Source organism: Streptomyces sp. NPDC059866, assembly GCF_042731325.1.
GTDB classification, from domain to species: Bacteria; Actinomycetota; Actinomycetes; order Streptomycetales; family Streptomycetaceae; genus Streptomyces; species Streptomyces flavusporus.
The window spans coordinates 224893-250174 of sequence record NZ_JBHWJT010000004.1; the positions used below are offsets into that span (position 1 = coordinate 224893).

At 73.1% G+C, this 25282-nt stretch carries 17 protein-coding genes; 11 read left to right on the top strand and 6 right to left on the bottom strand.

The window, feature by feature from the left end; all coding sequences use genetic code 11:
* The first annotated feature begins 6 nt into the window (after positions 1-6).
* The 6 genes from ACFV7R_RS07510 to ACFV7R_RS07535 all read left to right on the top strand — a co-directional run bounded on the left by ACFV7R_RS07510 (position 7) and on the right by ACFV7R_RS07535 (position 9116).
* Positions 7-1023, top strand: a complete 1017-nt coding sequence (locus ACFV7R_RS07510; protein ID WP_385260984.1) for a glutamate ABC transporter substrate-binding protein — start codon at positions 7-9, stop codon at positions 1021-1023.
* Between the two features lie 91 nt (positions 1024-1114).
* Entirely contained in the window at positions 1115-2473 is a 1359-nt protein-coding gene (locus ACFV7R_RS07515; protein ID WP_385260986.1) for a hypothetical protein, read from the top strand.
* Complete coding sequence (locus ACFV7R_RS07520; RefSeq protein ID WP_385260988.1) at positions 2470-5013, top strand: tetratricopeptide repeat protein; 2544 nt, start codon at positions 2470-2472, stop codon at positions 5011-5013. Before ACFV7R_RS07515 ends, ACFV7R_RS07520 begins: the two co-directional genes overlap by 4 nt.
* The gene (locus ACFV7R_RS07525; RefSeq protein WP_385260991.1) at positions 5014-6339 is read left to right on the top strand and encodes a PP2C family serine/threonine-protein phosphatase; all 1326 of its coding nucleotides are present in this window, start codon (positions 5014-5016) and stop codon (positions 6337-6339) included.
* 99 nt (positions 6340-6438) lie between these two features.
* Positions 6439-7785 (top strand): VWA domain-containing protein, encoded by a 1347-nt coding sequence (locus ACFV7R_RS07530; protein WP_385260992.1) that lies wholly within the window; start codon positions 6439-6441, stop codon positions 7783-7785.
* Positions 7786-7877: 92 nt separating this feature from the next.
* A complete protein-coding gene (locus ACFV7R_RS07535) occupies positions 7878-9116 on the top strand; it encodes an FHA domain-containing protein (protein ID WP_385260994.1) in 1239 nt (412 codons plus the stop codon).
* 6 nt (positions 9117-9122) lie between these two features.
* Here the strand turns inward: ACFV7R_RS07535 and ACFV7R_RS07540 are convergent, their stop codons facing one another.
* Complete coding sequence (locus ACFV7R_RS07540; RefSeq protein WP_385260997.1) at positions 9123-10106, bottom strand: methyltransferase domain-containing protein; 984 nt, start codon at positions 10104-10106, stop codon at positions 9123-9125.
* 101 nt (positions 10107-10207) lie between these two features.
* Here ACFV7R_RS07540 and ACFV7R_RS07545 point away from each other — a divergent pair, with 101 nt between their 5' ends.
* The 4 genes from ACFV7R_RS07545 (at position 10208) to ACFV7R_RS07560 (ending at position 17960) form a co-directional block, all read left to right on the top strand.
* Positions 10208-10621, top strand: coding sequence for a globin (locus ACFV7R_RS07545; RefSeq protein ID WP_385260999.1), 414 nt, complete (start codon positions 10208-10210; stop codon positions 10619-10621).
* A 143-nt stretch (positions 10622-10764) separates the two neighbouring features.
* On the top strand, positions 10765-14172 hold the full coding sequence (locus tag ACFV7R_RS07550) for an FtsX-like permease family protein (RefSeq protein WP_385261002.1): 3408 nt from the start codon (positions 10765-10767) through the stop codon (positions 14170-14172).
* A 1-nt stretch (position 14173) separates the two neighbouring features.
* Positions 14174-16900 carry an FtsX-like permease family protein gene (locus ACFV7R_RS07555; RefSeq protein WP_385261408.1) on the top strand — a complete coding sequence of 909 codons (2727 nt, stop codon included), beginning with the start codon at positions 14174-14176 and terminating at the stop codon, positions 16898-16900.
* Between the two features lie 100 nt (positions 16901-17000).
* Positions 17001-17960, top strand: coding sequence for an ABC transporter ATP-binding protein (locus ACFV7R_RS07560; protein WP_385261004.1), 960 nt, complete (start codon positions 17001-17003; stop codon positions 17958-17960).
* A 17-nt stretch (positions 17961-17977) separates the two neighbouring features.
* On the opposite strand, the gene ACFV7R_RS07565 is transcribed toward ACFV7R_RS07560, so the two are convergent.
* From ACFV7R_RS07565 to ettA, 3 genes are read right to left on the bottom strand one after another with little or no spacing between them, the layout of a single operon-like run.
* Entirely contained in the window at positions 17978-18655 is a 678-nt protein-coding gene (locus tag ACFV7R_RS07565) for a hypothetical protein (RefSeq protein WP_385261007.1), read from the bottom strand.
* The gene (locus ACFV7R_RS07570) at positions 18652-19074 is read right to left on the bottom strand and encodes an acyl-CoA thioesterase (protein ID WP_385261010.1); all 423 of its coding nucleotides are present in this window, start codon (positions 19072-19074) and stop codon (positions 18652-18654) included. Before ACFV7R_RS07570 ends, ACFV7R_RS07565 begins: the two co-directional genes overlap by 4 nt.
* Positions 19075-19076: 2 nt before the next feature.
* Positions 19077-20741, bottom strand: coding sequence for an energy-dependent translational throttle protein EttA (gene ettA / locus ACFV7R_RS07575; RefSeq protein WP_385261013.1), 1665 nt, complete (start codon positions 20739-20741; stop codon positions 19077-19079).
* Between the two features lie 553 nt (positions 20742-21294).
* On the opposite strand from ettA, the gene ACFV7R_RS07580 reads away from it, so the two are divergent.
* On the top strand, positions 21295-22857 hold the full coding sequence (locus ACFV7R_RS07580) for an alpha/beta hydrolase (RefSeq protein WP_385261015.1): 1563 nt from the start codon (positions 21295-21297) through the stop codon (positions 22855-22857).
* A gap of 169 nt (positions 22858-23026) precedes the next feature.
* On the opposite strand, the gene ACFV7R_RS07585 is transcribed toward ACFV7R_RS07580, so the two are convergent.
* A complete protein-coding gene (locus ACFV7R_RS07585; protein WP_385261017.1) occupies positions 23027-24436 on the bottom strand; it encodes a TQXA domain-containing protein in 1410 nt (469 codons plus the stop codon).
* 283 nt (positions 24437-24719) lie between these two features.
* A complete protein-coding gene (locus tag ACFV7R_RS07590) occupies positions 24720-25196 on the bottom strand; it encodes a single-stranded DNA-binding protein (RefSeq protein WP_385261020.1) in 477 nt (158 codons plus the stop codon).
* Positions 25197-25282: the final 86 nt, after the last annotated feature.

A 25282-nucleotide genomic window follows, 5' to 3' on the forward strand; every position in this document is an offset into this window, starting at 1 on the left:
GTGACGATGCATGCACGACGTTTGCGGGCCAGCCTGAAGGGCTGGGGCGGCGTGGGCGCGATGGCCGTCGTCTGCGCCCTCGCCGTGGCCTTCGCGCTGCTGCTGCCGCACACCCGGCCGGCCGGCGACGGCAGCACGGGCGTCGGTGGCCAGGGCGTGGCCGACGGGTCGCACGCGAAGGCCGAGGAGTGCAAGGACCCCGAGGACCAGAGCCTGTCCCCGTCGACGGCCGAGGGCGCGTCGATCGCGACGATCAAGAAGCGCGGCTATGTCTCGGTGGGCGTCGACCAGAACAGCTACCGCTGGGGCTACCGCAACCCGAACAGCACGGCGAAGGACGTCGAGCTGGAGGGCTTCGACATCGACCTCGCCCGCCGGATCGCCGAGGACCTGCTGGGCGATGCGGACAAGATCCGGTTCAAGGCCATCCCCACCAACCAGCGCATCCCCGCGATCCAGAGCGGGCAGGTCGACATGGTGGTGCGCACGATGACCATCAACTGCGACCGACTGGAACAGGTGGCCTTCTCCGCCCCGTACTTCCTGACCGGCCAGCAGGTCCTCGCGCCCACCTCCTCGACGATCGAGGGCTACGACGAGACCCTCGCCGACCAGAAGATCTGCTCGGCGAAGGGCTCCACGGCGTACGACAAACTGGACGCGGACCGGAAGGCCGGCCGGCTGCCCGCCTCCACCGACATCTCCGTCACCGTTCCCAACCAGCTCGACTGCCTGGTCCGGCTCCAACTCGGCCAGGTCGACGCGGTGGTGACGGACGGCGCGCTCGCCGCGAGCCAGGCCGCGCAGGACCCCACGGTGGAGCTGAAGGGCGACCGCTTCACCACGGAGTACTACGGCGTGGCGATGAAGAAGGACGCCGACGATCTGGTACGCCGGGTCAACCGAATACTGGAGGACTACCGCGAGGACGGCGGCTGGAAGCGGTCGTACGGCACATGGCTGTCGGCCACGCTGGGCAGTGACTCGGAGTCGGCGACTCCGCCCCGGCCCACCTACGCATGACCGGCCGTCGGCAGACGGCCGGATGAAGGACGGCCGACGGCACACACCGGCACACGCCGGCACGGAACACACCAGCAACGAGAGGTGATCGATGGGCGTCGCGGGAGCCTCCGGTCCGGTAATGGACCGGGACGAGGTGGACCGTGCGCTGGCGCGGCTCGGCGCGGAACACGAGGCCATCGAGACCTCGCTCCTCGCCCTGCAGGACCACGCGGGCCGCCGACTCCTCGAGGGCGCCGAGCTCACCGGCACGACCAAGGAGCGCTGGGCGGCCGCGGAGGCGTCGATCACGCTGCTGTGGGCGTACTTCGACGCGTACACGGGCGCGTTGCGCTCCGCCCGCGAGATCCGCGCCCGCCGCCGCTGGTCCAGCCGCGAGGACCTGCTGGAGCTGACCGAGCTGCTGCGCGGCGAGTCCGTCATGGTCGCCGGCAGCGCCGCGGCCACGGCGAACGCGCCCACACTGCACGGCACGGGCAAGCTCAGCCAGCAGTTCTCGCTGGCCGGGCTGGTGGACCGGATGAACGAGCTGTACGCGACGTCGCTGGACATGGTCGTCGCCGCCGACGCGGTGTGGTCCGCGCTGCCCGCGCGGATCGATTTACTGGCCGCCGAGCTCCAGCGCACCCGCAGGCTCGCGCACTCCGTCGGCGTGCGCCCCGGCGAGCACCCGGCGGGCGACGACCTGGAGCGCATCACGCGCACGCTGACGAAGCTGCGCGAAGAGGTGGTCTCCGATCCGCTGGCGTTCTGGCTGCCCGCCGAGGGCAGTTCGGCACCGGGCGGCGGCAGACCGGACACCACGGTGTACGACCGTGAGGCGCGCGCCCTGGAGGAGGTGCGCCGGGAGATCGACGCCGTACTGACGGTCCGCCAGGATGCCGAGCAGCGGCTGATCAAGCTGCGGGACGTGCTGTCCCGGGCCGACCGCACGCTCGCCGAGGCCCGCACCGCGCGCGGCGAGGTCCTCGCCAAGATCGCCGCCACGGAGGTGCCGGTCGTCAGCGGACCGCCGACCGCACTTCAGGAGCAGCTGGCGGCGGCCGCCGAGTACCGCAGACAGGCCCAGTGGCACCGGCTGTCGCCGCTCCTGGAGTCCCTGGAGCAGAAGGCCGAGGACGAACTGCTGCGCGCCCGCGAGTCGTTGACCGCCGTCACCGCACCCCTGGCGGTCCGTGCGGAGCTGCGCGGCCGTCTGGACGCGTACAAGGCGAAGGTCGCCCGGCACGGACTGGCCGAGGACCCGCTGCTGATCGAGCGGTACGACGCGGCGCGCCGCATGCTGTGGAGCGCACCCTGCGACCTGCGGGTCGCCGAACAGGCCGTGCAGCGCTACCAGCAGACGGCGGCCGATCTGCTCGGCACCGCCCCGCGGGTGCCGGGGCAGGCGGGGCCGCAGGACCGCAGGGGGCCGGGCGCGGTGAGCGACAAGGGGGATGCAGCGAGATGAGTGAGGCACAGCAGTCCTGCCAGCGGCCCGGCTGCGAGGGGTCGTACGAGGACGTCGGCGGTGGTGAGCTCTACTGCGACACCTGCGGCCTGGCGCCGGTGGTGTCCGCCAGCGGCATGGTCGCATCGCCGCCCACCGGGATCACGGGCGGCGGCCGGGGCTCGCGCGGTTCGGCGGGCAGCGGCAGCTCACGTTCCAGTGCGCGCAGTTCGCGTACGTCGTCGCAGTCGTCGAAGTCCCGCCGCTCGGTGTCGGGGCGGCTGTCGCGCGCGCTGTCGGGCCGTTCGACGGGCCGCTCGGTGTCGGTGCGCAGCTCCGGCTCCACCGCCGGTTCCTCCGGCCGTGGCCGGCTGGGTGCCGGGCTGGTCCAGGTGCCGCAGGTTCCGCGCCCCGACCCGCGCGCGATGGTCCTGGACAACCCGGAGGTGCCGGAGCGCAAGCGGTTCTGCTCGCGCTCGGACTGCGGGGCGCCGGTGGGCCGCGCCCGCGGGGACCGTCCCGGGCGCACCGAGGGCTTCTGCACCAAGTGCGGCCACCCGTATTCGTTCGTCCCGAAGCTGAAGGCCGGCGACGTCGTGCACGGCCAGTACGAGGTCGTGGGCTGCCTCGCGCACGGCGGCCTGGGCTGGATCTACCTCGCCGTCGACCGGGCGGTGTCGGACCGTTGGGTCGTGCTGAAGGGCCTGCTCGACACCGGCGACCAGGACGCCATGGCCGCCGCGATCTCCGAGCGGCGCTTCCTCGCCGAGATCGAGCACGCCAACATCGTGCGGATCTACAACTTCGTCGAGCACCTCGACCAGCGCACCGGCTCCCTCGACGGCTACATCGTCATGGAGTACGTCGGCGGCAAGTCCCTCAAGGAGATCGCGAACGCCCGCCGCACTCCGGAGGGCCGACGCGACCCGCTGCCGGTGGAGCAGGCCTGCGCGTACGGCATCGAGGCGCTGGAGGCCCTCGACCACCTGCACAGCCGCAACCTGCTGTACTGCGACTTCAAGGTCGACAACGCCATCCAGACCGAGGACCAGCTCAAGCTCATCGACATGGGCGCGGTGCGCCGCATGGACGACGACGAGTCGGCGATCTACGGCACGGTCGGCTACCAGGCACCGGAGGTCGCGGAGGCCGGCCCGTCGGTGGCGTCCGACCTGTACACGGTGGCCCGCACCCTGGCCGTCCTCACCTTCGACTTCCAGGGCTACACCAACGTCTACGTCGACTCCCTGCCCGACCCCGACAACATCGAGGTCTTCCGCCAGTACGAGTCCTTCTACCGGCTCCTGGTCCGCGCCACCGACCCCGACCCGGCCCGCCGGTTCGCCTCCGCGCAGGAGATGTCGGAGCAGCTGACGGGGGTGCTGCGCGAGGTCGTGTCGCTGCAGACGGGCCGGGCACGGCCGTCACTGTCGACGCTGTTCGGACCGGAACTGCGGGTGACGGACACGGAGTTGTTCCCGCCGCTGGAGGGTGAGGTGTCGCGGCTCGGGGCGCGGGTCGTACGGGCGCGGAAGCAGCAGCCTCAGCTCACCGGCGCCGCGCCGAGCACCACGGCCGGCCTCGTCAAACCCGTCGGTACCGCTGCCGCCGCCCTCGCGCTGCCCGTCCCCCGCGTCGACCCGGGCGACCCCAACGCCGGTTTCCTCGCGGGCCTGATGGCGACCGCCCCGGCCGAGCTGCTCAGTGCGCTGGCCGCGGCGCCGGCCCCGTCGATCGAGACGCGGCTGCGGCAGATCCGGGCGTGGCTGGAGAACGACGACTCCGCCGCCGCACTGGACGCCCTGCGCACCCTGGAGACGGAGCGGCCCGACGACTGGCGGGTGGTCTGGTACCGGGGTGTGACCGCGCTGGTCACCGGCGACCACGAGGGAGCCGCCCTCGCCTTCGACGCGATCTACGACGCCTTCCCCGGCGAGACGGCACCCAAGCTCGCGCTCGGCCTGTGCGCGGAGGTGCTCGGCCAGCTCGACAACGCCGCCGAGTACTACCGCCTGGTGTGGTCGACCGACCCGAGCTATGTGAGCGCCGCCTTCGGCCTGGCCCGCGTCCAGCTCGCGACCGGCGACCGGCGCAGCGCCGTGACGACGCTGGAGTCGGTGCCGGAGTCGTCCATCCACTACACGGCGGCCCGGGTGGCGGCCGTGCGCGCCCGGCTCCGGCAACGCACGGCGGTCGGCTCCGACGTACCCTTCCTGGAGGATCTGAGCGCCGCCGCCGGGCAGGTGGAGGCGCTGGATGAGTACCGCCTGGATCCGACGCGCCGCGAGCAGTTGGTCACGGAGGTGCTCGGCTGTGCCCTGGACTGGATACTCTCCGGTGGCCAGGGATCCGTCCCTCCCCCGCACCCGGCCCCGGCCGGACGGGGGGACCCCCATGCCGCCGGGGGACGGACGCTGCTCGGCAGCGGCCTGGACGAACGAGGCCTGCGCTTCGGCCTGGAGCGTTCGTACCGCACGCTGGCCCGGCTGGCGCGGGGCGGCGAGGAGAGGATCGACCTGGTGGAACGTGCCAACCGTTACCGCCCCCGGACATGGGTGTAGTTGATGTCGCAGATGCCCCAGCAGGCCGCCTTGTCGAGGTGTCCGAGCTGCGAGGAGCCGCTCGAGTCGGGTGACCGTTTCTGCGGTGCCTGCGGATACGACCTGTCCGCCGTACCGCCACGGCCGGACGACGGCCCGACGCTCACCCTGAACGGCTCGGGAACCCCGGCTGTGGTGCCGCCGGCCGGCTGGCCCGTCGCCGCCGGCGCGGACAGCTCCGCCGCACCCCCCGCGGTACATCTGCCGGCGGACCTCCCGGGCCCGGACTCGGGCGGTGCTCCCCTGTCTCCGGCCACACCGCCCCCGACCGCGACCGGCGTCCGCTTCGACCGCTCCCGGGAACCCGAGGAGTACCCCCTCCAGGCCCCGGACCCGCGCGTCGCCGCCGATGCCGCGGCGCCCGCCGACCCGGCCAAGCTGTGCGTGGCGTGCCGCGCGGGCCGTGTCGACGACGACGGCTACTGCGAGAACTGCGGACACGCCCAGCCGCGCGAACGCGACCACATGGAGCAGGAGTACGGCCCGATCGCGGCCGTCAGCGACCGCGGTCTGCGCCACCACCGCAACGAGGACGCGTTCGGCATCGGCCGCACCGCGCTGCCCGACGGCTCGGGCGCCCTGGTGGCGATCGTCTGCGACGGCGTGTCCTCGGCGACCCGCCCCGACGACGCCTCGCTCGCCGCCTCCCGCGCCGCGAGCGAGTCGCTGCTGGCCGCCCTGCCGCTCGGCACGCACCCGCAGCAGGCCATGCACGACGCGATCGTCGCCGCCGCCCACGCGGTCAACGCGCTCGCGCAGGAACCCGCCACAGCCCGCGAGCACGCCCCGCACCAGAACGCCCCGGCCTGCACACTGGTCGGCGCGGTGGTCACCGCGGGCCTGCTGGTGGTCGGCTGGGTCGGTGACAGCCGCGCCTACTGGGTGCCGGTGGACCGCACCTCGCCCCCGGCCCGGCTCACCGAGGACGACTCCTGGGCCGCGCAGATGGTCGCCGCGGGCCTGATGAACGAGGCGGAGGCGTACGCCGACGAGCGCGCCCACGCGATCACGGGCTGGCTGGGTGCGGACGCCTACGAACTGGAGCCGCACACCGCTTCCTTCAAGCCGGACCGGCCGGGTGTGGTGGTGGTGTGCACGGACGGCCTGTGGAACTACGCGGAGGCGGCCGAGGAGATGGCCGACGTCCTCCCGGCCGACGCCGCCGTCCGTCCGCTGCACGGCGCCCGGGTTCTGGTCGGTCACGCGCTGGACGGTGGGGGCCACGACAACGTAACAGTGGCCCTCGTGCCGTTCCCGGCCCCGCCGCAGGGGGCAGGATCGGCCTGAGGCCGCGTACGGGGACGCCTCGACGGACCGGAGGGGACCGGTCCGTATTCCGTCGTCGCCCCGCATCCTGCGGGGCGTTCAAGGGGGAGCCGATAGGGCATGGCCAATTTCTCGAAGTCGAACGTGCCGCAGTTCTCGATGGATGTGTACCAGAACGAGTACCTGCCGGAGGGCGGCCGGGAGGTCAACGCGATCGTGACGGTGACCGCGACCGGCGGCGGCACGATCGGAAGCGCGGTGGCGGCACCCCACCTCTACGCGCCGGGCGAGGGCCCGTCCGCGGCCGTGGCGATCATGGTCGACTGCTCGGGGTCGATGGACTACCCGCCGACCAAGATGCGCAACGCCCGGGACGCGACGTCCGCCGCCGTCGACACCCTGCGCGACGGCGTGCACTTCGCGGTGATCGGCGGCACGCACGTCGCCAAGGAGGTCTACCCGGGCGGCGGCCGTCTCGCCGTCGCCGACGCCACCACCCGCGAGCAGGCCAAGCAGGCCCTGCGCAAGCTCAGCGCCGGCGGTGGTACGGCCATCGGGACCTGGCTGCGTCTTGCCGACCGGCTGCTGTCCTCGGCGGACGTCGCCATCCGGCACGGCATCCTGCTCACCGACGGCCGCAACGAGCACGAGTCCGCGGAGGACCTCAAGGCGTCGCTGGACGCCTGTGCCGGACGCTTCACCTGTGACGCCCGGGGCGTGGGCACCGACTGGGAAGTGAAAGAAGTCACAGGGATCGCCTCCGCCCTGCTCGGCACCGCCGACATCGTCGCCGACCCGGCCGGACTGGCCGCCGACTTCACGCAGATGATGGAGACGGCCATGGGCAAGGAGGTCGCGGACGTCGCCCTCAGGCTGTGGACCCCGGTCGGCACCACCATCAAGTTCGTCAAGCAAGTCGCGCCGACCGTCGAGGAGTTGACCGACCGGCGCACCGAGGCGGGCCCGCGCGCCGGGGACTACCCCACCGGTTCCTGGGGAGACGAGTCCCGTGACTACCACGTGTGCGTCGAGGTCCCGCCCGCCGCCATCGGCCAGGAGATGCTGGCCGCGCGGGTCTCCCTGGTGATCCCGCAACCCGACGGTACGACGCAGAACTTGGGCGCCCAGGGCCTGGTCCGGGCCGTCTGGACCGACGACATGGCGGCCTCGACCTCGATCAACCCGCAAGTGGCCCACTACACCGGTCAGGCCGAACTGGCGCAAGTCATCCAACAAGGACTGGATCTGCGCAAATCGGGAGACATCGATGGAGCAACGGCCAAACTGGGCCGGGCCGTTCAGCTCGCCAGCGCCTCCGGGAATGCGGATACTGCGAAACTCCTTGCGAAGGTGGTGGACGTGGTCGATGCCGCGACAGGTACTGTGCGATTGAAGGCGAAGGTCGAGGAGGCCGACGAGATGACTCTCGAGACCCGGTCGACAAAGACTGTTCGTGTGAAGAAGTGACGTAGCAGGACCCTGAAAAGCAGCGAGCCTGACCCCTTGGGGTTGGAGAAAATCCGGCCGGACGGCCGGAAAGGAGAGGGGGAAGCGCCGACATGCCGACCTGCCCGAACGGACACCAGTCGGGTTCCGACGACTGGTGCGAGGTCTGCGGTCACCGCATGGCCGGTGCCGTACCACCACCCCCTCCGCCACCGCCCCCCGCAGGCGGCGGCTACGGTTTCCCGCCGCCGCCCGGCCCGAACGGCCAGCCCGGTGGGCCGAACGCCGGCCAGCCCGGCGGACGCCCGCACCTGTCCGCCGTACCGGACGCCGCTCCGGAACTCTGCCCGCAGTGCCGTACGCCCCGTGAGGGCGGCGCGCCGTTCTGCGAGGAGTGCCGGTGGAACTTCCTGACGAACACCGCGACCTCGTACACCCCGGCCGCCCCGCGCCCGTCGGCGTCCGGCCCGGGGGACCCGCGCTTCCAGCGGCCACCCGCCCCGCCGTCCTTCGGGAGCGGTGAGTCGTACGAGTACCAGGGCTCGCGGCCCTCGCAGATGAACCGGCCCGCCGAGCCGATCCCGCCGGGCCCGCCCTTCGGCGGCGACCCGAGCGGTCCTCCCGGCCCGCCCGGTCACCCCGGCCAGCCCGGCTTCGGCGCGGACCCGTCGCGGCCGGTTCCGCCGCCGCCCGGTCCCGCGGGAGGCCCCGGTACGCACCCGGGTGCTCCGCAGGCGTTCCAGCAGCCCGGCCCGCCCGCCCCGCCCGCGTTCCCGCAGGAGGGGAACCGTCCGCAGCCGGGCGGCCCGTCCTTCGGCGGCGGTGACGACTGGGTGATCTCCCCGCCGTCCTCCGCGGGCCCCGGTCAGCCCCGCGGCTACGGCTATCCCCAGCCCGGCTCGCAGACCGCGCCCCCGCCGCCCGGCCCCGGCGCCCCGCAGCGGCCGGCGACCTGGACGGCGACCATCGGCCCGGACCGCGAGTACTTCATGGCGATGATGCAGCGCTCCGGTCCCGAGGCCGCGGGCCTGAACCTGCCCGCGTACTCCCCGGAGCAGCAGCGCACGCTCTCCGGCAACCAGGTCACGATCGGCCGCCGCCGGCACTCCACCGGTGACACCCCCGACATCGACCTGTCGGTGCCGCCGGAGGACCCGGGCGTCTCGCACCAGCACGCGGTGCTGGTGCAGCAGCCGGACGGCACCTGGGCGGTCGTCGACCAGAACTCGACGAACGGCACCACGGTCAACGGCTCGGAGGACCCGATCCAGCCCTTCGTGCCGGTACCACTCCAGGACGGCGACCGGGTGCACGTGGGCGCCTGGACGACGATCACCATCCGCCGGGGTTAGAACTGTTCAGCGGAGGGACCAGGTGTACGGTCCCTCCGGCTCGTCCAGCCACGCCCACTGGTGTTCGCCGGCGACGGTGACGCCGTACCGCTCGCGACGGGGGTGCCCCTCGCCCTCCCACAGCGCGTACGCCTCCAGCGGGTCCAGGCTGCCCCGGGTCAGGGCGAGCAGGAACCGGAACAGCTCGTGCTGCCGGCCCCGGAGCGGCACCGCGCCCAGGGACGCCCGCTCCGGCTCGGGCCGGACGCCGCCGCGCAGCGGCACGAAATAGGCGGGCGTGTGCAGGAAGCGCCCCTCGGCATGCGCGGCGTCCTGCACCGTCAGCGCGACCAGGCCGGTCGCCAGCGGGGTCAGGATCCGGCCGCCCGGGCGGCACTGGGCGAGCCAGGCGTGCGGGATGGACGACATGGTGCAGGTCGCGATGATCCGGTCGAAGGGAGCGCGTTCGGGCACCCCGCGCGCCCCGTCCCCGGTGACGACGACCGGGCGGTACCCGGCGGCGGCCAGGTGCCGGCGGGCCGACTCCGTGATCTCCGGCTCCAGGTCGACGGTGGTGACGAGGTCGTCGTCACCGAGGCGGTGCGCGAGCAGCGCCGCGTTGTAACCGCTGCCCGCGCCGATCTCCAGGACCTGGTTGCCGTCCGCCACCTGCAGCTCGGCCAGCATCAGCGCCATGAGGGACGGCTGGCTGCTGGAGGAGACCAGCTCACCGTCGCGCAGCCGGGTGGCCAGCGGGGTGTCGGCGTAGGCGCCGCGCACCCAGCGCTCACGGGCGCGCGGGTCGGGGTCCTCGCCCCAGAGCCGTTCGTAGCCGTCCACGGTCCCGATGTAGTAGTAGGGCACGAAGACATGGCGCGGGACCGCTGCGAACACCTCCCGCCACACGGGGTCCGCGACCCAGGCCCCGCTCGCGTCGATCTCCTGCACCAGCGCCGCCCGCACCGAGGCGGCGACGGCCTCCAGGTCCTTGTCGAGTGCATGCGCGCCCATATGTCCACTGTGCTGCGGTTCGCGACGCCAGGCGAGTACCTCGGGGCGTGGTGGCGGAGGTGGTCCTAGGTCTTGAGTCCTCGGTCACCCGGTCTGAGAGCATGGACAGCGTGAAAGAGATTCGGCGCGGCACGCTTCAGGAGCAGACCTTCTACGAGCAGGTCGGCGGGGAGGAGACCTTCCGCCGCCTGGTCCACCGTTTCTACGAGGGAGTCGCCGAGGACCCGGCCCTGCGGGCGATGTACCCCGAGGAGGACCTGGGCCCCGCAGAAGAGCGCCTCACCCTCTTCCTGATCCAGTACTGGGGCGGCCCGACGACGTACAGCGAGAACCGTGGCCACCCCCGCCTGCGGATGCGCCACGCCCCCTTCACCGTCGACCGGGCCGCGCACGACGCCTGGCTGAAGCACATGCGGGTGGCCGTCGACGAGCTGGGCCTGTCCGAGGAGCACGAGCGCACGCTGTGGAACTACCTGACCTACGCGGCGGCCTCGATGGTGAACACCCCGGACTGACGCCCGAGGGGTGAGTCCCGGATTCCGGTCGTACAACGCCGGATTCCGGTCACAATCCGGTCAAGCCCGATCCACAAGCGCTTACCCGAGCGCGGCCCCTCTGCCAACATCGCCCGGAGGTCCGGACGACAGCGGGGGGTCATGTGACGGGGTTCGCGGGATTCGTGGTGTTACGGGCGCGGGCGCACCGCCTGCTCCTGACCGCGGCCCTGCTCACCGTCCTGCTCACCACGGCCGTCCTGGCCACGCTCACCGCCTACTCGGGTGCGATCGGCGACGCGGCGCTGCGCCACTCCCTGCACGACCCCCGCAACGCCGCCGACACCGCGCTGATCGTCAAGGCCGACGTCCCGGCCGACGGTCGCGCGGACGCCGACAAGGCCGTACGGGAAGGGGCGCGGCGGACCTTCGACGGGTTGCCGGTGACGGTGCGGAGCTATCTGCGGTCGGGGCCGTACGCCCTGCCCCGCGCCCTGCGCCCCAGCGACGAGCGGTCGGCGCAGGACTCGGACCCGGACCTGACGTACTTCGCCGCCCTGGAGAGCACCCAGGTGCGGATCACCGACGGCCGCCTCCCCCGCGCGTCCGCCGACGCCGTCGAGGCGGCCGTACCCAGCACCGTCGCCCGGCGCCTCGGCCTGGAGCCCGGCGCCCGCCTCACCGTCGTCGACCGCCTCGGCGACCGGGACGCCCGCGTCCTGATCACCGGCGTCTACCGTCCCGCCGAGCCGACCGCGGCGTACTGGCAGCTGGACGACCTCCACGGCCGCGGCATCACCAAGGGCGGCTTCACCACGTACGGCCCGCTGCTCGCCGCCCCCGAGACCCTGACCGGCAAGGCGGTGAGCACCGGGCAGTCCGGCTGGCTGGCGTCGGCGGACTTCTCCACGCTGTCCACCGGCCGGGTCGACGCGCTGCGCGAGGCGGCCCGCGCCGGAAGCGCGGCACTGCGCGAGCAGCCGGCGCTCAGCGGCACGACCGCCGCGGCCACCCAGCTGCCCGCCGTCCTCGACCGGCTCGACCGTTCCCTGCTCGTCTCCCGCTCCACCCTGCTGATCGTCGCCCTGCAGCTGGTGCTGCTCGCGGGCTGTGCGCTGCTGCTGGTGGCCCGGCTGCTGAGCGCCGAACGCGCGGGGGAGACCCGGCTGCTGCGGGCGCGGGGCGCCTCCGGCACGCAGATCGCGGGCCATGCCGCGCTGGAGGCACTGCTGCTCGCCGCGCCCGCGGTGATCTGCGCGCCGCTGCTGTCCGGTCCGCTGACCCGGCTCCTGGCCGGGCAGGGACCGCTGGCCCGGATCGGCCTGCACCTGGACGTGCCGACCGGGGGCCGCGGTGGGGTGTGGCTGGTGGCGGTGGGCGTGGCCCTGGGGTGCGCGCTGGCGGTGACGGGGCCGGCGCTGCGCGTAGCTGCGGGCAGTCGTGCCGCTGGGGCGATGGGGGTCCCCCCGCTCGAGCGAAGCCGAGAGTGGGGGAGGGTGGGCGCAGCGGTACCCCGCCGGCGCGGGCGAGCTCAACGCAGGCTCAGCACCGTCGCCGGGTCCGGGTCCGGGCGCTTGCGCGCGTTGCTGGGGCCGCGTTCCGGCGCCCCCCTCCCCACCCCCGTCCGCGCCGGCGCCGACATCGGCCTGCTGGCCGTGGCCGGCGTCGCGTACTGGCAGCTGGACCGGCACACCTCCGGCGCCGTCAGCGGCACCACCGCCGGCACCCTGGGCATCGACCCGCTGCTGGTGTCGGCGCCCGCGCTGGCACTGCTCGCCGGGACGGTGCTGACGCTGCGGCTGCTGCCGCCGGTGGCGCGGCTCGCCGAACGCCGGGCGGCCGGCGGGCGCGGGCTGACCGCCGCGCTCGCGGGCTGGCAGCTCAGCCGCCGCCCGATGCGCGGGGCGGGCCCGGTGCTGCTGCTGGTGCTCGCGGTCGCGCTGGGCATGCTGGCGATCGGTCAGGGCGCCTCCTGGAACCGCTCGCAGGACGACCAGGCGGACTTCCGCGCCGGTGCGCCCGTGCGCGTACTCGCCGCCGGGGAGGCCGGCCCGGGCCGCACCGAGGAGTACGCGGCCGTGCCGCACGTCGCCGAGGCGGCCCCCGCCGTCCGTACGGAACTGCCGCTGTCCGGCGACCGGACGGCGACCGTGCTCGCCCTGGACACCGCACACGCAGCGGACGCCGTACTGATGCGCCCGGATCTGACGGCCCAGCCGGTGCGGCCGCTGCTGAGCGGGCTGGGCCCCGAGGGATCGGCGGCCGGCGCCCGCATACCCGCGCACACCGCCCGGCTCCGGCTGACGGCAGGCCTGCGCGCCTCCGCCCCCGGCATGACGGCGGACGTGACCCTCGTCGTGGAGGACCGTTACGGCACGCCGTACCGCATCCCGGCCGGCGAACTCCCCGCGGACGGCCGCCGCCACACCCTCACCCCCGACCTCGACGGCCCGCTCGGCCCGGCCACCCTGACCGGTCTGCACCTCACCATGGGCCAGCCGTTCGGCCGCGCCCAGCAACACCGCTTCAGCGTCGACGCGTTGACGGCCACCGCCACCGACGGGACGGTTCGGCGGCTGCCGCTGCCCACCGGCTGGAAGGCCGTCTCCGAGAGCGACGGCACGGCCGCGTCTCCCAACGCCGACACCAGGCCCACCCGCCCCCGCGTCGGCTCCTCCGAACCGCTCACGGTCACCTACGGCACCGGCTACGTCCCCCACGAATACACCTGGGTCATCTCGTCGTTGACCATCCGACTGCAGGCCGGCCGGCCCGCGCCGCCGCAGATCACGGCCGTCGCCACCGACCGCTTCCTCGAGTCGGCGGGCGCTCGCCCCGGGGAGCGCGTGGACGTCGCGTTCGGCGGTCACACCCTGCCGGTGCGGATCGTCCGGGCGGTACGGGCGCTGCCGACCACGCCCGACGACCACGACGGAGGGGCTCTGCTCGTCGATCTGCGGTCGGTAAACCGGGTGTTGCAGGCCCGGTACGGCACCGGCGTCACGCCCACCGAGTGGTGGCTGGGGACCGCGCCGGGCGAGGCCGCCGAGGTGGCCGCCGCGCTGCGGGCCCGGCCCGATCTGGAACCCGAGCAGGTGATCGTCCGGGACGAGATCGCCGAGGAGCTGCGCGACGATCCGTTCGGCGCCGGCCCCGAGGCCGCGTTCGCCGCCGCGGCCGGGGTGGCGGCGGCGCTGGCCGCGGTCGGTTTCGCGGTGAGCGCGGCGGGGTCGCTGCGGGAGCGGGACGCCGAGTTCGCCGTGCTGCGCGCCCTGGGCACTCCGCGTCGCCGGCTGGCCCGGATGGTCGCCGTCGAACAGGGTGTCCTGGTGGGGCTGGCGCTGCTGGTGGGCGCCGCGCTGGGGACCGTACTGACCCGGGCGGTGATCCCGTTGATCGTCCTGACCGCGCAGGCCACCCGGCCGGTGCCTCAGGTGCTGGTGGAGCTTCCGGTTCCCCGCGTGGCCGTCCTGCTGGCGGCGGTTGCGCTCGTCCCGCTGCTCGTCACCGCGGCACTCGCGCTGCGCCGCACGGACCCGGCGCGGGCGCTCAGGGAAACAGGGGGTGAATGAGATGCCGAAGCCGGTCCGCCCTGCCGCGCCCTGGATCCGCACCCGGCTGCGCGCCGCCCCGGGCGCCGCCTGGGCGCTGGCACTGCTGGTGGCGATGACCGCCTGCCTGGCCGCCGCGTTCCCGCGCGCGGTCGACCGGTACGCGGACGCCGGACTGCGCCGGGCCGTCGAGCAGGCCTTCCCCGACCGCACCACCGTCCAGCTGTACGCCCCACAGCCCGACCCCGGCCTGGAGCAGAGCCGGCGGGAGCAGGCACTGCGCCCGGACATCCTGGCCGAGCAGTACACCCACGTCCTGCGAGCCGCCCGTCCACCACTGGTCGCCGACCCCGACCAGTCGACGTACGGCGTGCGCACCACCGTCAATCAGGAGGTTCCCGAACGCTGGCTGGCCCGGCCGAGCGGACTGCCCGCGCAGGTGTCGCTCGCCGCCCAGCATGGGCTCGCCGGCCACTCCCGGCTGACCGAGGGCCGGCTGCCGCGCGTGTCCTCCCCGCCGGTGACCGCCGCGACCGCGGAGGTGGAGGCCGCGGTCACCGCCGAGACCGCCAGGAGCCTGCACATCAGGGTCGGTCGGGTCATCCACGTACCCGGCGTGGAACGCGCCCCGCTCGCCGTGCGCGTCACCGGCATCGTCACCCCCCGCGACCCGGCCGGCGCGTACTGGTCGACCCAGCCGCTGCTGCGCACCCCCGCCCTGGTCCGCGTGCCGAACGACCCGAGCGGCAGCCGGTACTGGCTCGGCGCCCTGCTGCTCGCCCCCGAAGCGGCCCCCGCCCTGCTGGGCACCGCCGGAGCCCCCGGGCGCTACTGGCAGGTGGCCCCCGACGTCGACGCCCTGCACGGCCACGACCTGGGGGCCCTGAAGTCCGCGGTCGCCGCGCTCGAATCGGGGCCGGGACTGCGCGAGGTCCGCACGGCCACCGACCCGCGCGCGGAGGCGGCGACCGACCTCGACGACGTGCTCACCTCCTACGACGAGCAGCGCGCCGGCATCGGCCCGCTGGTCGCCGTGGCCGCGTTCGGTACCGGAACGGTGGCCCTCGTCGTCCTGGTGATGGCGGGCGGTCTGGCCGCCGACCGCCGCCGCAGCGAACTCGCCCTGCTGCGCGCCCGCGGCGCCTGGCTGCCCGGCCTTGCGGCCCGCCTGCTCGGCGAGACCGCGGTCGTGGCCGTGCCCGCGGCCGCCCTCGGCCTCGTCGCCGCGCTGCTCGCGGTCCCCGAGGGCCGCCGCACACCCGCGCTCGTCGCCGCCCTCGCGGTCACGGCGGTGGCCTGCCTGGCGCTCCCCCTGCGCGCCGCGCTCACGCACCGGACCATCCACGTCCACGGCGACCGCGAGGACGTGGCGTCCGTACGTCCTTCCCGGCGCCGTACGGTCGCGGAACTCACGCTGGTCGTGCTGGCGGCCGGCGCGGTCGAGACGCTGCGCAGACGGGGCACGACGGGCGATCAACTGGCGTCGGCGGCACCGGTGTTGGTGGCGATGATCGCGGCCCTGGTCCTGATCCGGCTCTACCCGCTCCCCCTGCGCGGCCTCGCCCGCCCGGCCGCCCGGCTGCGCGGCGCGGTGGGCCCGCTGTCGCTGGCCCGCGCGGCCCGTACGTCCGTCTCCGCGGTGCTGCCGCTGCTGGCCCTGTCCACCGCCCTCACCACGGCCGCCTTCGGCGGCTCGGTGCTTGCGGGTGTCCAGGAGACCCGCGACCGCGCGGCGGTCCTCGCCATCGGCGCCGACGTCCGTATCGAGGCGACCGCCCCCCTGCCGTCCGCCCTGCCCGACCGGATCCGCCGGGCGCCCGGCGTGCGCGGACTGGCCGAGACGAGCATCGCGTACCAGGCGAAACCGCACGGCGACCCGCAGTCGGTACCGCTGGCGGGCGTCGACCCCGACGACTACGCGGCGCTGGCCCGGCGGACGTCCCTCGGAGCCTTCGACGAGGGCGAGTTGAGGCGCTCGGGTCACACGCGGGCGCCCCTGCCCGCCCTTGCCTCCCCCGCCGTCGCCGAGACCTACGGCACCCGGCCCTTCCCGGTCCGCCTGGCGGACGGCAGCACGGTCACCGTCCGGATCGACCTCGTCCGGGACCGCACCCCGGCCGTGACCGGCACCGAGTTCCTGATCGTGGACCGCGCCGGGCTGGGCGCGGAGGCCGCCCGGCCGACCGCGCTGCTGGTGACCGGCGAGCACCTGGACGGGGGCGCGCTGCGTCGGGCGGCGGGCGACTCGGCGCACGTACAGCTGCGGGCCGAGGAGCGGGGACGGTTCGTCGACTCGCCGCTGCAGTCCGGCGCCGAACGCCTCTACACGGCGGCGGTGGCGGCCGGTGCCGGGTACGCCGTCCTGGCCCTGCTCCTGTCCCTCCTGCGCGCCGCCCCCGAACGCACCGCCCTCCTCGCCCGTCTGCGCACCATGGGCCTCACCCGCGCCCAGGGCCGCCGGCTCCTCGTCCTGGAGTCGCTCCCCCACTCCGCCCTGGCCGCCCTCGGCGGTACCCTCGCCGCCTGGACCACCATCCGCCTCCTCTCCCCCGGCATCGACCTCACGGCCATCGCCCTGCCCTCGTCCCAGCCCGAGGTGGGCCCGGCGCAGCTGAGCACGGACCCGCTGTCGCTGGCCCTACCGGCGGCGGCGGTCCTGCTGCTGAGCGTGGGCGTGGCGGTGGGGCAGGCGTGGTGGACGGGACGGCGGGGGTCGGTGAGAGAACTGAGGGCGGGCGACTCCCGATGAGCCATGAGCAGCCACTCGACTCCGCGCCCTCGAATCCGGCGCCCTCGCATCCGGCGCACTCGAATCCGGCGCACTCGACCTTCGGCGAAGGAGCCCTGCGATGACGACGAACCCCACCCTCGCCGACCTGGCCCACCGTGCGACCGCCCACCGCGAGCGCCCCGCCTACGGCCACGACGCCCTGATCACCTGCGACCGTCTGGTCCGCATCTTCAGCACGGACGGCGTGGAGGTCCAGGCACTCCAGGGCCTCGACCTCCTCGTCCGCGAGGGCGAACTCATGGCCCTGGTGGGCGCCTCCGGCAGCGGCAAGTCGACGCTGATGAACATCCTCGCCGGTCTGGACACCCCCACCGCCGGCGCCGCCCGGGTCGCCGGCCGCGACCTGCTGTCGATGACTGCCGGGGACCGCCTCGCCTACCGTCGCGAGGTCGTCGGCTTCGTCTGGCAGCAGACCTCCCGCAATCTCCTGCCCTACCTCACCGCCACCCAGAACGTCGCCCTGCCCATGCAGCTCGCGGGCTCCCGCCGGGCCCGCCGCCGCGCCCAGTCCGAACGCGTCCTGGAGCTCCTGGAGTTGCTGGAGGTCGCCGACTGTCGCGACCGCCGCCCGCACCAGATGTCCGGCGGCCAGCAGCAACGCGTCGCCATCGCGGTGGCCCTCGCCAACAACCCCGCGGTCCTGCTCGCCGACGAACCCACCGGCGAACTCGACTCCCACACCGCGGAGCAGGTCTTCGCCGCCTTCCGCACGGCGAACGAACACCTGGGCACCACCATCGTCATCGTCACCCATGACCAGGCGGTCGCCGACGAGGTCCGCCGCACGGTCGCCATCCGCGACGGCCGCACCTCCACCGAGGTCCTGCGCCGCAGCGAACGCGACGCGACGACCGGCCACGAGACGGTGGTGGCCCGCGAGTACGCCATGCTCGACCGCGCGGGCCGTCTGCAACTCCCCGCCGAGTACACCCGCACCCTGGGCATGCGCGACCGCGTCGCCCTGGAACTGGAGCCGGACCACATCGGCGTCTGGCCGGACAACAGCGAACGCGACTGACGGGGCGGGCGACCGGGTCAGCGCACGCTGACGCCCAGAGCCCCGAGTCCTGCCCGTCGGACGGCGATCGAGCCGTACGGGGTCCGCAGCCGCAGCCAGGCGCCCGACGCGAACAGGCCCAGGTCCTCCGCGCGCGTGACCGGCCGAAGGAACCCCAGGGACTGCGCCGCGTGCACGGCCCGTACCGGAAGCGCCGTCCCCCCGACCGTCCGGGACCAGATCTCCCGCCCGATCCGGTCGAGTTCGGCCCGCGTACGTCCCTCGGGCGCCAACTCCTGTGTACGGAAGCGGAATTCGGCCACCGCGGCAGCGACCGTCGCCCGCAGCGCATCCGCGTCCGGCAGCCCCGGCTCCGGCCGCCAGCCACCGCGCGGCGGCATGACGCCGGCCCATGGCGGCCCGGTCACCGCGGCCGGGACGGCAGCCGTGGCCGCCGCCTCGTCCACGGACTCCAGCAGTTCACCGGCGGACACGGTCACGTCCAGCGTGACGTCCAGCCCGTTCTCGTACGGCTTGGCCAGCCGCACCGCCCGGATCGCCAGCACCTCGAAGGACGGCGGCCGTCCGAAGACGGCGAGTGCGGTGCCCGCCGCCTGCAGACGCACCGCTGCTCCACGGTCGTAGTGGAGCAGCCGGGAGAGGAAGGCCGCGAGGTCCGCCGCCTCCCCCTCGTCGGCGAGGTGGAGCACCGTCATGCGGCGACGGCCTCCCCCTCGTCCGCGTCCACGTCGTCCATGTACTCCTCGAGGAACTCCCGCTCCTCCGCGGTGATCCGGCGCGGCCGCTGCGCCTCGAAGTCGAACGGCACGATCACCGTCGAGGCCCGGACGTAGACCTGGTCGCCGTCCTTGACCTCGTAGGAGAGGGTGAAGGACGCCGCCCTGATCTCCGTGACCCACAGCTCGATGTCCACGGGCGCGTGCCGGTGGACGAGCTGCCGCTTGTAGTCGATCTCATGGCGCGCCACCACGGACCCCTGCTTGAACTCCTTGTCCGGGCGGAACAGGAAGTCGATACGGGCTTCCTCCAGGTAGCGGAGGAAGACCACGTTGTTGACGTGGCCGTACGCGTCCATGTCCGCCCAGCGCAACGGGCAGTGGTAGATGTGCCGCAAGATCAGCCCCGGGTCAGCTTCTTGTAGGTGGCGCGGTGCGGACGCGCCGCGTCCGCACCGAGGCGCTCGATCTTGTTCTTCTCGTACGACTCGAAGTTGCCCTCGAACCAGAACCACTTGGAGTCACCCTCGTAGGCGAGGATGTGCGTGGCCACGCGGTCGAGGAACCACCGGTCGTGGGAGACGACCACGGCGCAGCCCGGGAACTCCAGCAGCGCGTTCTCCAGCGACGACAGCGTCTCGACGTCGAGGTCGTTGGTCGGCTCGTCGAGGAGCAGCAGGTTGCCGCCCTGCTTGAGGGTGAGCGCGAGGTTCAGCCGGTTGCGCTCACCGCCGGACAGGACGCCGGCCGGCTTCTGCTGGTCCGGCCCCTTGAAGCCGAAGGCGGAGACGTACGCCCGCGAGGGCATCTCCACCTGCCCGACGTTGATGTAGTCCAGCTCGTCCGAGACAACGGCCCACAGCGTCTTCTTCGGGTCGATGTGCTCGCGGCTCTGGTCGACGTAGGAGATCTTGACGGTGTCGCCGACCTTGATCGAACCGGCGTCGGGCTCTTCCAGACCCTGGATCATCTTGAACAGGGTCGTCTTGCCGGCACCGTTCGGACCGATGACACCCACGATCCCGTTACGCGGCAGCGTGAACGAGAGGTCGTCGATCAGGACCTTCTCGCCGAAAGCCTTGCTGAGGTTGTTGATCTCGACGACCACGTTGCCGAGCCGCGGCCCCGGCGGGATCTGGATCTCCTCGAAGTCCAGCTTCCGCATCTTGTCGGCCTCGGCGGCCATCTCCTCGTAACGGGCCAGACGCGCCTTGGACTTGGCCTGCCGCCCCTTGGCGTTGGACCGCACCCACTCGAGCTCTTCCTTCAGACGCTTCTGCCGCTTGGCGTCCTTCTGGCCCTCGACCTTGAGGCGGGCGGCCTTGGTCTCCAGGTACTTGGAGTAGTTGCCCTCGTAGCCGTGCAGACGGCCACGGTCGACCTCGCAGATCCACCCGGCGACATTGTCGAGGAAGTACCGGTCGTGGGTGACGGCCACGACGGTGCCCGGGTACTTGGCGAGGTGCTGCTCCAGCCAGTTCACGGACTCGGCGTCGAGATGGTTGGTGGGCTCGTCGAGGAGCAGCAGGTCGGGCTGCTCCAGCAGCAGCTTGCACAGCGCGACACGGCGCTTCTCACCACCGGAGAGGTTGGTGACGGGCCAGTCGCCGGGCGGGCAGCCCAGCGCGTCCATCGCCTGCTCGAGCTGGGCGTCGAGATCCCAGGCCTCGGCGTGGTCGAGCTCCTCCTGGAGCTTGCCCATCTCCTCGAGGAGCGCGTCCGAGTAGTCGGTCGCCATCAGTTCGGCGATCTCGTTGAACCGGTCGAGCTTGCCCTTGACCTCGGCGACACCCTCCTGGACGTTCTCCAGGACGGTCTTCTCCTCGTTCAGCGGGGGCTCCTGGAGCAGGATGCCGACGCTGTAGCCGGGCGTCAGGAACGCGTCACCGTTGGAGGGCTGCTCCAGCCCCGCCATGATCTTCAGCACGGTCGACTTACCGGCACCGTTCGGGCCGACGACGCCGATCTTGGCACCCGGAAGGAAGTTCAGGGTGACGTCGTCGAGGATCACCTTGTCGCCGTGCGCCTTGCGCGCCTTGCGCATGGTGTAAATGAACTCAGCCAAGAGAAACCGTCCGGCAGCTTGAAACTGGCAGTGGGCAGATACACCCCATCTTGCCTGACGGCCAGCCCTGGGGGGAAACGCGTATGGCCAAGGGGACCTGACCTGGGATTTCGTTCCGAGGACCCCAGGCTCATCTGTCACTGCCGGTCGTCATCGACCGGCCTCGGACGCCCTCGCACGGCCCAGAGACGGCCCGGCGCGGCCTGTGGGCTGACGATCGCCATGACTCGGCAGGATTCGAACCGGGTTCCGGGGTGGCGAAAGGGGCGTCGGCATCAGTCGGCACGGGACGGCGGCAGGGCATGACCCGGCCGTACCGCTCGCCGCGGTTCACGCATTCGGCCTACTCGAACAACCCCGTGAGCACCGTACGTGATGGACTGATCACACAACGGAGTGCACGGTGCAGAGCCGCTCCGGGACAGGACCCGGACCACGGCTCGGCAGACGGGAGGCGCCGGGGGACCGATCCGGGCGCGGGTGTCCGGGGCCCGTTGTGAAGCCGCATCCGACAGGCCCTTGCATCGCACGGGCGCACAAGGAAGGCGTGGCGATGATCGCTGTCCGAGACACGGATCGAATACCCAGGCGGAGGCTGCGCGGCAGGGTGGTGATGCTGGGTGCCTGTGGGGTGCTGCTGACCGCACTGCATGTCCCACCCGCAGCAGCCCCCGCCGCGATGCAGAGGGCCGGGGCGGACGGCACCGCCACCGACGCGGCCGTCTCACCGGAACTGCGGCGCTACTACCAGCAAGAGCTCCACTGGGTGCCCTGCCCCGACTCCCCTCCGTTCCAGTGCACCACCGTGAAGGTGCCGCTGGACTACGCCCATCCGGACGCAGGCGACATCCTCCTGAAGGCCACCCGGAAGAAGGCCACCGGGAACGGCGCACGGATCGGCTCGCTGCTGGTCAACCCCGGCGGCCCCGGCGTATCCGCGGTCGACTTCCTGGCGGGCACCGCCGACGGCTTCTCCCCGGCCGTGCGCGCCTCCTACGACCTGGTCGCGGTGGACCCGCGCGGCGTGGGGGAGAGCACCCCGGTGGACTGCGAGACCGACATACCCGCGACCTCCATGGGGTTCCTCCCGAACCTCTCGGCCGACCCGGCGGAGATCGGCGCCTATGACGAGGCGTTCAAGCAGGTTGCCACCACGTGCGCACGGGACGCCGGGCGGCTGCTGCCCCATGTCGGCACCCTGGATGCGGCCCGGGACATGGACGTGCTTCGTGCGCTCCTGGGCGATGACCGGCTGCACTACGTCGGCATCTCCTACGGCACCTACCTGGGCGCGACCTACGCCGATCTCTTCCCGTCCCGGGTGGGCCGGCTGGTGCTGGACGGTGCCGTCGACCCCACTCTCGACGGATACCAACACGTCCTGCAGGTCGCAGCCGGCTACCAGACGGCCTGGGAGTCCTTCGCCGCCGACTGTGCCTCCCGCACCGACTGCCCGCTGGGCCACTCCGTCGAGGAGATCAGCCGCGGACTGGACACGCTGCGAAGCTCCCTGGACCGCGCCCCCATCCAGCGGGGCAAGGACATCTCCGTCACCGGGGAAGATCTCATGCTTGCGGTCACGACGGCGCTGAGGGACTACCTGTGGGAGGAGCTGCGCGCCGCGCTCCGCGGAGTGCTGGCCGGTGACACCACTGCGCTGCAGCAGCTCCTCGGCACCGAAGAGGACGATTCCGGCAATGCCATCGAGGCGCTCTACGCGGTCAACTGTCTGAGCTCCCCCACCGGCCCGCGGTTCACCCCCGCGCAGGCCCAGGCGGCGCTGCCGCAGTTCCTGCGCGCCTCGCCCCAGTTCGGCGAGTCGATGGGGCTCTTGCTCATGATGTGCGCCCACTGGCCGGTCCCGCCGGCCCAGCCCGCACACCCCCTCACCGCGCCAGGTGCCGCTCCGATCCTGGTCGTCGGCACCACTCGCGATCCCGCCACCCCGTACCCCTGGGCCAAGGCGCTCGCCCGCCAGCTCTCCTCCGGCCGCCTGCTCACCTACGACGCCGACGGGCACGCCGCGTACCGCCGCGGCAGCACCTGCATCGACACCGCCGTCGACCGCTACCTGACACGCGGCCAGCTCCCGCCCACCGGCAAGGTCTGCACCTGACAGACCCCCACAGGGGCGTGACCCGGATACGCGTCAAAGGGGCCGCGCCTCGTCTTCGACACCGTCTCCCCTGGCGGTCAGGCCTGGGGGGACGGTGTCTGGCCCAGCGCTTCCGACCTGCGGGTTCGCCGTCTCAGTACGGCAGCCCCGGCGCGCCGCGCTCGATGGGTCACACCTTCTTCCTGCGGACCACGACCAGGGCCGCGCCGCCGATCACGACCAGGCCGATGGCCGCGCCCGCGATCACCGGCGTCGCGTCGGAACTGCCGGTGGCGGCGAGGTTCACGTCGGAGGCGGTGCCGCCTGCCGTGGCCGGGCTCGGCTCGCTGAGGATCTGCGTCGACTCACCGGCCTCGTCGGCCTCGTCGGCCTGGGTGCGGCAGTCGAGCACTCCGGCGAAGCGCTTCTCGTAGCCGCCGGGTCCGGTGATCGTGAAGTCGTAGGCCTGGTCCTCCTGGAGCGGGATGGTCACGGTGCTCGACTCACCGGCGCCGATGGTGTGCTCGGCGCCCATCAGCTCGAAGGTGAAGGCCTCGTCGCCCTGGTTGACGGCCGTGATGTCCACGCCGCCCTCGGCGCAGTTCTCCTGCGCGGACAGCGCGGGTATCGCGCCCTTCTCCGCCCAGGTCGCGCTCACCGTCGCCGAGACGGTGGACTCGCTGGAGCCGGCCAGGATCTGCGTCTGGCTTCTGCTCTCGGAGGCGAAGGCCCGGCCCACGGGCACGGTCGTCGAGGCCTGCACGGTCAGCTCGGCCGAACCGGCCGCCGCGTCCGCCGGCACCTCGAAGAACAGCCGGCTGCCGTCCGTCGCGGTGGTGACGTCCTTGCCGTCCTTGCCGACGATCCGCACTCCGTGGGCGGCGGCGTCCGGCGGCGGGGTCACCGTCACACTGTCCGCGTCGGTGTGCACCGTCACCGGGCCGAGCAACTCACCGGGGTGGCCGGAGAGCGCGGGCGGGTCGAGGGTCAGTGACGCCTCGGGTTCCGCCGCGTCCCGGGCGCTCTTCTCCAGGTGGTCCGCAAGCTTCTCGGCCTCCGGGTCGACGGCGTCGACGTCCACCCCGTCCGAGTAGCGCCAGATGGCCACCTGGGTGCCGGCCGCGGCGTCCTGCTCGGTGAGGCCGCCGCGGATGCCCGCCTTCTTCGCGAGCGCCGCGAGGTCGTTCACCTGCGGGTAGGAGTTCTGCAGAATCCAGCGGATCCGGCCCGCGTCGTCGTTGGCGCCCAGCGAGGTGCCGCTCCACGACGTCTCGTGGTACTTGGCGTCCTTCTGGGTGGGGTTGTACAGGTCGACGCAGTACGTCTGCAGCGTGCCGCCGCCCTCGACGGACATCTCGAACAGGCCCGCGGATATCTCCAGGTCGCCCTCAGCGGCGTGGACCACCGCCGCGCCGTAGGTCTTCAGGCCGCCCATGGTGGCCGCCGCCCCGCCGTGGGTCTGCGCCGCCCCTGAGCCGGCCGCGGCAGGCACCGCCATGGCCGGCCCGGCAGCGACAGTCAGTCCCGACACCAGCGTCACGGCGGCGAGACGGGCCGCCTGTCGCCCGCACACGGACAGTGCGGAGAACGAAGAAAACACAGAATTCCCCTTCGAGCAGGACCCGTTGACGTGGGGGGTACGGTCCCACCAGCAGAATCTCAGGCCCCGAGAGCCATGCCCGGCATCCTAGGGATGCGGGCGCACCACCTTTCCCGGTGATCCCGCCGGGCCGACAATCCGACTCGGAATCGTTATCGCCAGGAGGCCCACGAACAGGGCTTATCGACAAATCCACCGTGACCGTCCGGGCACGCATTCGCCGATAAGCCGCAGTTCGGTCACTCTCGTACGACTCCGGGGCGGAACCGGACCGGAGCCGACGTCACGTCACCGCCGCGGGTTCCGGCCGCTGTTGGGGCTCGGTGCCTGCGGTGTCGGCGACGGGCGTCTCCCAGGTGGGCTCGGCCTGTGCCGGCGAACCGGTCGTCTCCGTCTCGTTCTTGGGGTTCGCGCGCCGGAAGGCCGAGGTGCCGCGCGCCAGATCGTGACCGATCGCCACGGCGTCGATGTCGGCCGAGGTCCAGCTCTGCCCCTCGCGCACATCCGTCCGTACCTTCAGCCTGCCCTGCACGATGACGGGATCGCCCACCGACAGGGACGCCGCCGCGTTGGTGGCCAGCTGCCGATTGGCCCACACCGTGAAGAAGTTGGTGTGCCCGTCCGTCCATGTGCTCTTCTCGCGGTCCCAGTACCGGGCGGTCACCGCCAGCCGGAACCGCGCCGACGGTCCCGCCGCCATCTCCCGGTAGACCGGCTGCGTCGCCACGTTGCCCACCGCGCAGACCATCGTCTCGTTCATCTTCTGGCTCCCCTCCCCCGCCCGGCCGCTCGCGCCGGGCAGGCATACGTACGGGCCCGTCCCGTACGGCTGCGTCTGCCGCGGCG

Bases quoted from the DNA above. Each gene is read 5' to 3' on its own strand.
- ACFV7R_RS07510 (WP_385260984.1), top strand. From the start codon at position 7: ATGCATGCACGACGTTTGCGGGCCAGCCTGAAGGGCTGGGGCGGCGTG.
- ACFV7R_RS07515 (WP_385260986.1), top strand. From the start codon at position 1,115: ATGGGCGTCGCGGGAGCCTCCGGTCCGGTAATGGACCGGGACGAGGTG.
- ACFV7R_RS07520 (WP_385260988.1), top strand. From the start codon at position 2,470: ATGAGTGAGGCACAGCAGTCCTGCCAGCGGCCCGGCTGCGAGGGGTCG.
- ACFV7R_RS07530 (WP_385260992.1), top strand. From the start codon at position 6,439: ATGGCCAATTTCTCGAAGTCGAACGTGCCGCAGTTCTCGATGGATGTG.
- ACFV7R_RS07535 (WP_385260994.1), top strand. From the start codon at position 7,878: ATGCCGACCTGCCCGAACGGACACCAGTCGGGTTCCGACGACTGGTGC.
- ACFV7R_RS07540 (WP_385260997.1), bottom strand. From the start codon at position 10,106: ATGGGCGCGCATGCACTCGACAAGGACCTGGAGGCCGTCGCCGCCTCG.
- ACFV7R_RS07545 (WP_385260999.1), top strand. From the start codon at position 10,208: ATGGACAGCGTGAAAGAGATTCGGCGCGGCACGCTTCAGGAGCAGACC.
- ACFV7R_RS07555 (WP_385261408.1), top strand. From the start codon at position 14,174: ATGCCGAAGCCGGTCCGCCCTGCCGCGCCCTGGATCCGCACCCGGCTG.
- ACFV7R_RS07560 (WP_385261004.1), top strand. From the start codon at position 17,001: ATGACGACGAACCCCACCCTCGCCGACCTGGCCCACCGTGCGACCGCC.
- ACFV7R_RS07565 (WP_385261007.1), bottom strand. From the start codon at position 18,655: ATGACGGTGCTCCACCTCGCCGACGAGGGGGAGGCGGCGGACCTCGCG.
- ACFV7R_RS07580 (WP_385261015.1), top strand. From the start codon at position 21,295: ATGATCGCTGTCCGAGACACGGATCGAATACCCAGGCGGAGGCTGCGC.
- ACFV7R_RS07590 (WP_385261020.1), bottom strand. From the start codon at position 25,196: ATGAACGAGACGATGGTCTGCGCGGTGGGCAACGTGGCGACGCAGCCG.